Below are 9,878 nucleotides of genomic sequence, written 5' to 3' on the forward strand. Positions count from 1 at the left end.
CAGCGGAAGCGCGGGCAGTCCGGGTTAAGCATTCGTTACGGGCGAGGCGCGCCTACTGTTCCTTGCTCGTCAAAAGTGGTACGCAAGAGGCATGTTCGTAAAAATGAATCTTGCGATCGGGGCTTTCGTCGCGGCCGCTGCAGTGACAGCCGCACCCCTCGCAGCCGCTGACCCGGGCTGCGCTGATGACTGCGGCCCGGACAAGGCCGGCGTGAGCATTCCCGGCGCGGATGCCAGCGCCGGACGCGACAACGCCGGGATCAACATCCCTGGTGCCGGCGCGAGCGCCGATCGTGACAGTGCCAGCGTCTTCGTGCCGGGTGCGAACGCGAACGCCGGACCGGGCCACTTCAACGGCTGCATCAGCGGCTTCTGCTGGAACACCGGGTAGCGACCTCGTTCGATCCAGCGTCTCGGAATGTAGGTTTTCGCGGCCTCCCTCAGGATTTCGCCGGTACTACGCTCCGTTCATGACGGACCCGGTCGTGCTTGGTGACGTCGGCAGCGACATCGGGCACCGCTATCAAGTGAACTTCGACGTCGCCCACCTTTCCGACGACCCGCTCATCGCGGTGGTCGCGGACGGCATGGGCGACGGAGAGGGCAGCGCGATGGCCGGCCGCACCGCCGTCAACACTCTGGTGGCGTGTGCGCGCTCCGCGGCGGTGGACCCGAATTCGTTGCGGGCCGCGGTGGCCGAGGCGAGTGAGAAGGCCCGCGAGTTCGGGGAACGGGAAGGCGCCCTGGCAGGCTGCACCCTGACGGCGTTGGTGTCGAGTGTGTCCGGGTATTGGCTTGTGCACATTGGCGATTCGCGCGCCTACCGGTTGCGCGATGGTCTGTTGGAGTTGCTGACGGTCGACCACACCATGGCGTGGCTCGGCGCGATCAACGGCTGGTATTCCGCCGACTCACCCCATGCGGCCCGAGACCGATACCGACTCACGCGCTACGTCGGACACCCCGCTCAACCGGAACCGGACGTCATGAGCGTCGTCCTGTGCCCTGGCGATGTGATTCTGCTCTGCACCGACGGCATCGCCGAACAAGTGACCTATCGGCAGATCCAAGAAACACTCGGGCTGCGAGCGACGCCGAGCGAGCAGGTACGCGTACTAATGGCTCTGGCGGAGGCCGCGGGCGGGCGCGACAACGCGACGGCGATCGTGCTCCAGGTCGGCCGTTAGCGGGTGCCCAACGTCTGTTGGAGGTGCGCGGACGACGGCGAATCGTGCGTCGCGACAATGCCGTAGAGCTGGTTGCCCCAGGCGTGCGGACCGGTCTGCGTGGGCGCGTAGGCGGTGTGCACGGCGAGCGCGGCAGGTGTTAGCGAGCTGGTGGCGGGGTTGTAGTCGCACACCGGGTCGCCCATGTCGCACACGCTGATCGTCCGGCTACCAATCGACTTCGGCAACGGAGAGGTGTTCGTCCTCGCCAGGATGTCGTGTTCCTGCGCCACGCCTTTGCCGACACCGGACACGCGTGCGGCTGTCCCCATGTTGACGGTGGTGTCTGTGGGCAGGCGGTCGCCATCAGCGATCAGCAGCGCAGCGGCAACATGCGGGTCATCGGCGAGCTTGTACAGGTTGCGGTGGATCACCATCGCACCTTGCGAGTACCCGGCCAACACCACCATGGTGTCCGGGCACTGGGCCGTGTACGTCGCGAACTGCTTTGCGGTGGCATCGGTGCCGCTGCCGACACTGCCGAGGAAACCGAGCCATCCGCCGATTGACCCGTCCGCCGGCACGTCAACCGCAGGGTACTCGACGGCTTCGGCCGTGATCGTCTTTCCACTCTGGGCGAGGTCGCTGCGCAGTTCGTCATACGACTGATAAACCACTTTGCCCATCCCTGCGTATGCAGTGAGGTCCGTACCGGTGCGCTGGCCCGATCCGGCCGCCCCGATCCAATGGAAGTCAGGACATGCGGGCTCGGCCGCGGCAGTACCGCTCGTTACGCCGGCAACCGCCATCGCGGCCATCGCGATGGCTGGACAAAGACGACCTATCACCAATTTCCCCTTCCGACCCGCACATCTGATCGAACTATCGCCTGAATACGTACGAAGCGTTACAGCCGCAGCAAAGATGTGACCTCATCGCAACCCTCACTGCACCGGATTTCGCGAATTCCCGTTGTTTCGAGCGGTCGCCCCGCAGACTCAAACCCGGCGCGCAAGACGAGTCGGGAGAGCGATATGGCAGCGGAGACAACGGGCTCCACGCATGAGAGCGACGGCGGTCGAACCGCCGTGGTGTTGGTCCACGGCATGGGCGAGCGGCGTCCGATGGACACACTTGTCGATTTCGTCAGGACGGCTCTGCGCCCACGTGGCAATCGCGACGACCCGAAATGGGACTACTACTACCCGCGACCGGCAGTCATCACGGATACCTACGAGGCTCGCCGTTTCGTCGCGAAAGGCGAACCCATCCAAGGCGAAGCCGAGATCTTCGAGTACCACTGGTCATTCCTGATGACCGCCCCTCGGTCCGCCGGCGCGATGGCGATGGCGCTGCGGATCCTGCTGCGACGGCCAAGTAACGTCCCCGATCCCCTCTTCGGGATCTGGCGGCGCGTCTGGAGGGTGATCATCGCGATCCTGTTGACGGTTCCCGCCCTGTTCGTTGTCGGGTACTTGCTCGACACCGACGTGCCCCATTGGTTCGTCGGATTGATCGGCAGCGCAGTGATTTTGATTTTCTGGTTCGGCCTGTTCCGGATGTTTGGCAGGTTGCTGGTGAACCGCGTGACGCGCTCACTCGTCGACGTTGCCCGTTACCTTGACAACACGCCGCAGTCGTATGAAGCGCGACGGGCTATCCGGAGAGGTCTGGTCGACCTCTTGCGCGCGCTGCACGACGGCCGGTATTCGCGCATCCTCGTGGTGGCCCACGGTGTGGGCACCTACATCGCCTACGATGCGCTGATGGCATTCTGGTCGGAGATTTACGAACAGCATGCCGACGCTCGGCGAAGCGCCTGGCGCACTACTGATTTCATCACCGTCGGGTCGCCCCTGGCCCTCGCCGACCTGTTGGTTACCCGGCCGGGTCTGGTCAGCGGATTCAAGAAGACCGATCACACAGAGAGACGCCAGGTTTTCGACGAGCTCGTCCAGCGTGGCGCGCTCCTCTCCTGCCCACCAAGACCCGACACGCTGCCCGTCGAGAGCGACGAAAGTCCTCGGGCCGCAGAGGTTCTGGATTCGCAGTCCCTGTTCGCCGTGACACGGTGGACGAACTTGTGGTTTCCCGTGATTCGCGGTGAGCTGCGCGGTGACTGGTTCGGCGGAGCGCTGCGCCCGTTGTTCGGCCAAGGCATCCAGGACATCGCGGTGCAAGGGAACACCCCCGAAAGGCTCAAGCGCGGCTCGGCGCACACCGAGTATTTCGCGCACCCCGAAAAGGGCGACGAGGGCGACATTGCGTGGCACATGCGGAAAACCCTTGGGTTGCAAACACGTACCGACTCAGCGGCTGTCCTGCACTGAGAGTTGGCAGAGTTCGACGATTGCCCAGCGCGGCTTTCGTTCGTTTCGGCTGTATCGAGCCCTTTCACCCGATGCGCGTTACCAGCTGGTCAACGTTGCCGAGTGGGACACTCCCGACGACCGTCACCGCCGGCCGTTGAGCCGACGGTAGCCTTTCCCCGTGGGTTTCCGGCACGTGACGCTGGTTTGTGCCGCTATCCTGGTCGCGATGTCTGCCGGCTGCTCGCCCAGTCCGGATTCCTCACGCAGCACCACATCGTCGACTGCACAAGCCCCTCAGGTGAGCACCGGGAAGGACCAAACCCTCAAGCTCACACCGGGCCAACTGCTGGCGGCTACTAACGGCGCAACCCCGGTGGCATTCACCCAGCCCGCCAACGGCGTCATCGCCTACGGCCCCAGGGGGACGATGGTCTACACCCCCAACAGAGGTTTCACCGGCACCGACCAACTGCAAGTCACCACCACCGACGCGGTCAAACTCTTCGCCGTGGACACCCCGCCGCTGACGATCGTCGGCGATGTCCCCATCCAGAGCAGCGGCGCGGGGTCGGCGATCGCCCTGGTGCCGGGAAGTCCCGACGAGTTGTACGGATTGACCGACCGCGGCCCGAATGTCGACGGCCGCACCGAAAACGAGAAGGTGCTGCCGGTTCCGGACTATCAGCCTCGGATCGAGAAGTTCCGCCTCCGCGACGGCACCGCAAGCGTCGAACGCACGATCTTGCTGACCGGGCCTGACGGAGCGCCGATCAACGGGCTGTCCGATCCCGGGGCGCCGACGGGCGAGACGCTGGTCACCCTCGACGGCTCAGCGCTGCCGACGTCCGACCACGGACTCGACACAGAGGGTCTCGTGGCGCTCGCCGACGGGACATTCTGGGTTTCCGACGAGTACGGCCCCTCGATAGTGCACTTCGACGCGAACGGCCAAGAACTGCAACGGCTTTCGCCCTACAACGGAGCGTTGCCGCGTGAATTGTCCCTGCGCACCCCGAATCAGGGGCTGGAGGGTTTGACGATCACGCCCGACGGCTCGACGTTGGTGGGCATCATGCAGAGCGCACTGACTACGCCAGGCCTACACGGATCAGCCAAAGCCGTTCCCCTGACCCGCATCCTGACGGTGAACCTGGCGGACAAGGCTGCGCACGAATACCTCTACCCGCTTGGCGATCCGGACAAGACCAAAGTGGTGGTCTCGGAGATCACCGCGCTCAGCGCCACCTCGTTTCTGGTCGTCGAGCGCGACGGAGAGCTGCAGCCCGGCGCGAACAAGAAGATTTATCTCGCCGATATCTCCGGTGCGACGGATGTCGGCCCCGCCTCGACGGTCGCGGACACCAGCTACCGCGCCGAGGCCGGCGGGCTGCTGGTGGATGGCAAGCCGATCGAAACGTTGATCGGAGTGACCAGCGAGGCCAAGGCCGTCCAACAGCTGAAATCCAACGGCATCAACGTCGTGGGCAAGACGCTGAAGCTTGACGTCGGCGCATTGCTCACGCAACTCAACCCGCGCGGCGACTTCTTCGGTCACGACAAGCTGGAAGGGCTGGCCACACCCGACGGAGGCAAGACCATCGTCATCTCCAACGACAGCGATTTCGGCCTCGCCGGAATCGAATCGAGCGGGCCGCCCTTCACGTTGAAGCCGAAGGTGTTGCCCAACGGCACACAAGACTCGGGCGAGATCCTGTTCGTCGACACGTCCCGGCTGCCCGCCCGCACCCAGAACGTCACGCTGTCGATCAAGGTGGGGTGACGCCCGAACTGGCCGCGCGCAACCTCTCGACGTTGCGTTGCATCCGCTGCCGGTTGTACCGCTCCCACAGCGTCGCGGCGAGGTAGAGCACCGAAAGGCCGATCCAGAATCCGCCCAGGGGTGCATCGTCGTGAGTGAGGTAGACGATGCCCGCGCCGAGAAACGCAGCGGTGACCACCACGTTGAGGACCAGCCGCTGAGTCGTTGACGAGCCCGCGTTCAGGAAACTCTGGCCAAGCTTTATCGCCGCTGCGAGCACGGCTGGATTCGTCGGGGCCTCACCGGTGCGCAGGGCCGCGGCCGCGCGCTGCCTGTCCTCGGGGCCGAGTCCTGCGACGGCCGACAGGTACGTGCGGTGCGCCGGCTGCGTTATCGCCGCGATGACTCCACCGAATGCCACGCCGACGACTACGGCGAACATCACGTACATGGGCCAGCGCCACTCGCTGACCAGCTCCCTCATGAGCAACGGCGCGAGGGCAATCTCGATGACAGCGAACAAACCTCCATAAATAAGCCAGCGAGCCCACGCCGGCGCAGCGATAACCCGGAAACGCGTCACGTAACCCCTCCCCTCGGGACTCGGCGTCGAAGGTCAATTATCGGCACCAGAGCCGATCCGGCGGGACAGATTCGCTGCGCCCATTTCGCACTGGGCAGAACACCTCGGCGAGCGCGACCCTGGTCGAACCGGGTTCCTGCCAATTTGCCCTCGGTAGGCTGAGCATCATGAATACGACGTTCGTGGTGATCCTCGTAATCGTGGTGGCGGCGATAGCGCTCGGGGTGGTCGTCTCGTGGCGGGCGTCGCGGAATCGGTCCGCGGCCTCGCTCGCGGACGCGAAGGCTGATGCCCGCCGGGTCATCGAGCGGCTCGGCGGCCAAGTGCTGGGACTGTCCGGCGCCGACGACGCCTCCAAGCAAGCCTTGGCCGACGCGTCCGAGCGGTACACGGCGGCGTCGTCGCAGATCGAACAGGCCACCTCCGCCAAGCAGGCGCAGCTCGCCAAGGAGAGCGCGCTGGAAGGCCTCTACTACGTGCGCGCCGCACGCGAGGCCATGGGCATGGATCCCGGCCCGGCGCTGGAGGGCCTGACCGGGCAGCAGTCCGCAGGCGCCGTCACCGAGGACCGTCGCGTCAAAGTCGACGGCCACGAGATCGAGGCATCACCCGCTCCGTCGAACCGGACACCCAACTATTACCCCGGTGGCAGAGTCGCCGGGCGCCCGGTGCCCGCCGGCTGGTACTCCGAACCGTGGTGGAAGACCGCACTGGTCGCCGGCGCCTGGGGTGTGGGCTCCGTGCTGGTGTTCGACGCGTTGTTCTCCGGCATGGGCGGTGTGGGCTACAACGCCGCCCAGTTCGAAAACGGCTACGGCGAGGGATTCGACAGCGGGTACGACGCCGGACAGGACACCGGCGGCGGCGATGGCGGCGGGTGGGACACCGGCGGCGGCGACACCGGCGGCGGCGATGGCGGCGGGTGGGACAGCGGCTGGGGCGGCGACGGCGGCGGAGATGGCGGCAGCTGGGGAGACTTCGGCGGCGGCGATTTCGGCGGCGGCGATTTCGGCGGCTGGTAAGCCGGTGCCGGTCTAGAAGCCGGACTCGTCGGGATCGGCGATCGTCAGCACGGCGTCCGCAATGTGCGGATCCGTCTCCAGCTCCGATTCCAACCGTCGAAGCGTGCGTGCCACATGTGATTCGACGGGATCACCCACGAGGTCCACACTCGCGACCAAGAACAGCCGCTTCGGTCCCACGAACGTCAACCGGACAAACCGCACATCGTTGACATCGGGCAACTCCCGGATTCTCGCCATCACCGCGTTGCGCAGGTCGTCGGAACCCGGCTCGCCCGTCAGGAACCGCCGATTGCGGTCGATCAGGAACACCGCGATCACCCCGAGCAGAACGCCGATCAGAATCGACCCGACGCCGTCCCACACCGCATTGCCCGTGAGCTGGTGCAGTCCGAGCCCCGCGAATGCGATCACGATTCCGATCACCGCCCCGCTGTCCTCGGCGAAGACGGCTCGGGTTGTCGGATCGGACGTGGCCAGCGCGTGCTCAAGCAGGTCGCGGTCGTACTCTTGCGCTTCTCGGTGAAGCTGTCGCACCGCCTGCGCAAGCGAAATCCCTTCCAGCACAAGCGCAATCAGCAGGACGACGTACGAGAGCAGATAATCCCCCGAGCCCTCTTCGCCATGGATGATTTCGGTGACGCCGTGCCAGATCGACACCGACGCGCCGACGACGAACAGTCCGACGGCGGCCAGCAGCGCCCAGACGTAGGCCTCGCGGCCGTGCCCGAGCGGGTGACGCGCATCGGCAGGGCGCCGACTGCGTCGGTCCGCGACATACAGCATCACCTGGTTTCCGGTGTCCGCCCAGGAATGAGCGGCTTCAGCCACCATCGACGCCGACCCGGATAACACCCCCGCCGCCGTCTTGGCCACCGCGATCGCAGCATTCGCAGCGAAGGCGACCACCACCGTGCGCAGGCTCTCGCTCGACACATCGTGGCCGGCGTCAGTTTGGTCAGACACAGTTGACAGTGTTCCCCAAGCCGATTTCAGACGAACAACCCGAGCGCGGTGATCACAATGAGCACCATCACCGCGATTCCAACGAAGGTCACCTCGCGTTCCGGCGTGACACGGGCCGGAAGCGGGCGACGAGCAAGCGTCTGCTGACGCGTGCGCCCGACGAGGAAGATCGCGGCGGTCAACACCGCGGCCACACCGGCGGCCGCGATCCGCAGCGGTGACTCACCCGGATGCTTCAGGATCAGCAACACCCCGTTCGCCAGCACGGCAAGCGACGTCCGACTCCAGGCGAGCGCCGTCCGCTCTGCCTGCAGCCCCCTCTCGGTGGGTCGTGTCACTGGGCGACGGCCCGGATCACCACGATGGCAAGCACCAGCAGACCGATCGCAACAAGCCCGAGGCCGAGGTAAACCGGCGCGCGCGAGGCCGGCAACGGTAAACCGCGCCGCATCGCGCGGTCGATACCGCGCCATCGCCGAAGACCTAGCCCCGCGCACATCATGGCCAGAACAGTTAGCGCAGCGCCGATGATGTGGCGGGCCCCCGGGACGCCGAGCTCAGGCACGAACTGAACGATCGCCACCGCGGCAGCGAGCAAGCCGAGCGAAGTGCGTTGCCAGGCAAGGAATGTCCGCTCGTTGGCCAGCGTGAACCGGTAATCGGGCTCAGCTTCTTGGGTGTCGACGCGTTCAGTCACTGGCGACAGTCAACACCGCATCGCGCCCTCGGTCTAGGTCTGACAGGTGGGACACCAGAACACGTTGCGGCCCTCGAGCACCGCGGTCAGCACAGGCGTGCCGCAGACCCGGCAGGGGTCGCCTGCCCGTCGGTAGACGTAGGTGCGCGGGCGGCCCGTGCGATACGACGGAGCGCCGTGGTCGTGCTCGGGACGGACGACGACGATCTTGCCGCGGCGGTAGCCGATCGCCATCAGCTCGACCAAATCGGCCCACAGCGAATCGAATTCGTCGGCGCTGAGGTCCTTGCCCGGCCGGTAGGGACTGATGCCATGGCGGAACAGCAGCTCGCTGCGGTAAACATTGCCGACACCCGCGATCACCGCCTGGTCCATCAGTAATCCGCCAATCGGTCTCTGCGACTTGGCAATTCGCTTCCACGCCCGCGCAGGGTCGGCATCGCGTTCCAACGGGTCGGGACCCAGCCGCGCGATCACCGCGTCGACCTCCGCCTCGTCGAGCACCTCGCAGGCCGTCGGCCCGCGCAGGTCGGTGCCGAAGTCGGCGCCGACCATCCGCATGCGCACCTCACCGACCGGTAGCGGCATAGGCACATCCGCGTCGGTGAACGAGCCGTACAACCCGAGGTGCACGTGCACGATCGGGCCACCGTCATAGTGGTGGAACAGGTGCTTGCCGTACGCGCTGGCGCGTCGCAGCACCCGGCCGTCGACGATCGCGGCACCGTCGGTAAACCGGCCCTGGGGACTGGATACGGCCACCGGATGGCGGCCGAACTTTCGCTGGTGCAGCCGGGCCAGCCGGTGCAGGGCGTGACCCTCGGGCACGCTCTATTCCGGCGCGCCCGGCACGGGCGGCGCCTCGTGCGTCCGCTCGTACTCGGCGAGTATGTCGATACGGCGTTGGTGGCGTTCGGCTTTCGACCACGGCGTGTCCACGAACGCGTCGACGATCGCCAGCGCCTCGTCGACGGAGTGCATGCGCGCACCGATGCCGATCACCTGTGCGTTGTTGTGCTGGCGAGCAAGCGACGCGGTCTCGGTGCTCCACCCCAGCGCGCAGCGGATGCCAGGCACCTTGTTGGCCGCGATCTGCTCGCCGTTACCGGAGCCTCCGATCACGATGCCGAGGCTGCCCGGATCACCGAGCGTGCGCAGTGCGGCCGAGATGCAAAACGCCGGATAATCGTCCTCGGCGTCGAAGACGTATGCGCCACAGTCGACGGGCTCGTGGCCGGTCTGCTTCAGGTGCTCGATGATCTGCTGCTTGAGTTCGAATCCAGCGTGGTCTGAACCGAGGTAGACGCGCATGGCGCGAAGCCTATCGCTCCCCTGGCTTCCCCGAACATGCGTCAGCGGATAGCGTTGAACCC

At 66.0% G+C, this 9,878-nt stretch carries 12 protein-coding genes; 5 read left to right on the forward strand and 7 right to left on the reverse strand.

Annotation, left to right across the window (positions count from 1 at the left end; genetic code table 11):
- The first annotated feature begins 103 nt into the window (after positions 1-103).
- Positions 104-391 carry a hypothetical protein gene (locus QOH60_RS16650; protein WP_526422300.1) on the forward strand — a complete coding sequence of 96 codons (288 nt, stop codon included), beginning with the start codon at positions 104-106 and terminating at the stop codon, positions 389-391.
- Between the two features lie 79 nt (positions 392-470).
- Entirely contained in the window at positions 471-1,187 is a 717-nt protein-coding gene (locus tag QOH60_RS16655; RefSeq protein WP_526422302.1) for a PP2C family protein-serine/threonine phosphatase, read from the forward strand.
- On the opposite strand, the gene QOH60_RS16660 is transcribed toward QOH60_RS16655, so the two are convergent.
- On the reverse strand, positions 1,184-2,014 hold the full coding sequence (locus QOH60_RS16660; protein ID WP_526422304.1) for a cutinase family protein: 831 nt from the start codon (positions 2,012-2,014) through the stop codon (positions 1,184-1,186). The two genes, QOH60_RS16655 and QOH60_RS16660, sit on opposite strands and share 4 nt — an antisense overlap.
- Before the next feature lie 186 nt (positions 2,015-2,200).
- Between QOH60_RS16660 and QOH60_RS16665 the strand changes: the two genes are divergently transcribed.
- A complete protein-coding gene (locus QOH60_RS16665) occupies positions 2,201-3,496 on the forward strand; it encodes a hypothetical protein (RefSeq protein ID WP_526422306.1) in 1,296 nt (431 codons plus the stop codon).
- A gap of 208 nt (positions 3,497-3,704) precedes the next feature.
- Positions 3,705-5,258, forward strand: coding sequence for an esterase-like activity of phytase family protein (locus QOH60_RS16670; RefSeq protein WP_526422308.1), 1,554 nt, complete (start codon positions 3,705-3,707; stop codon positions 5,256-5,258).
- Here the strand turns inward: QOH60_RS16670 and QOH60_RS16675 are convergent.
- Positions 5,245-5,820 carry a hypothetical protein gene (locus QOH60_RS16675; RefSeq protein WP_526422310.1) on the reverse strand — a complete coding sequence of 192 codons (576 nt, stop codon included), beginning with the start codon at positions 5,818-5,820 and terminating at the stop codon, positions 5,245-5,247. The two genes, QOH60_RS16670 and QOH60_RS16675, sit on opposite strands and share 14 nt — an antisense overlap.
- Before the next feature lie 167 nt (positions 5,821-5,987).
- Between QOH60_RS16675 and QOH60_RS16680 the strand changes: the two genes are divergently transcribed.
- Entirely contained in the window at positions 5,988-6,842 is an 855-nt protein-coding gene (locus QOH60_RS16680) for a DUF1542 domain-containing protein (protein WP_526422312.1), read from the forward strand.
- Positions 6,843-6,854: 12 nt separating this feature from the next.
- Here the strand turns inward: QOH60_RS16680 and QOH60_RS16685 are convergent, their stop codons facing one another.
- The 5 genes from QOH60_RS16685 to QOH60_RS16705 are packed head-to-tail and all read right to left on the reverse strand — an operon-like array spanning position 6,855 to position 9,816.
- Entirely contained in the window at positions 6,855-7,808 is a 954-nt protein-coding gene (locus QOH60_RS16685; protein ID WP_526422314.1) for a cation diffusion facilitator family transporter, read from the reverse strand.
- Between the two features lie 26 nt (positions 7,809-7,834).
- On the reverse strand, positions 7,835-8,146 hold the full coding sequence (locus QOH60_RS16690) for a DUF202 domain-containing protein (RefSeq protein ID WP_526422316.1): 312 nt from the start codon (positions 8,144-8,146) through the stop codon (positions 7,835-7,837).
- Positions 8,143-8,505 carry a DUF202 domain-containing protein gene (locus QOH60_RS16695; protein ID WP_526422318.1) on the reverse strand — a complete coding sequence of 121 codons (363 nt, stop codon included), beginning with the start codon at positions 8,503-8,505 and terminating at the stop codon, positions 8,143-8,145. The genes QOH60_RS16690 and QOH60_RS16695 overlap by 4 nt, the downstream gene beginning before the upstream one ends.
- Positions 8,506-8,538: 33 nt before the next feature.
- Positions 8,539-9,333 carry an Fpg/Nei family DNA glycosylase gene (locus QOH60_RS16700; RefSeq protein WP_526422320.1) on the reverse strand — a complete coding sequence of 265 codons (795 nt, stop codon included), beginning with the start codon at positions 9,331-9,333 and terminating at the stop codon, positions 8,539-8,541.
- A 3-nt stretch (positions 9,334-9,336) separates the two neighbouring features.
- Positions 9,337-9,816 (reverse strand): ribose-5-phosphate isomerase, encoded by a 480-nt coding sequence (locus QOH60_RS16705; RefSeq protein ID WP_526422323.1) that lies wholly within the window; start codon positions 9,814-9,816, stop codon positions 9,337-9,339.
- Positions 9,817-9,878 lie beyond the last annotated feature (62 nt).

Source organism: Mycobacterium sp. (assembly GCF_032159765.1).
GTDB lineage: Bacteria > Actinomycetota > Actinomycetes > Mycobacteriales > Mycobacteriaceae > Mycobacterium.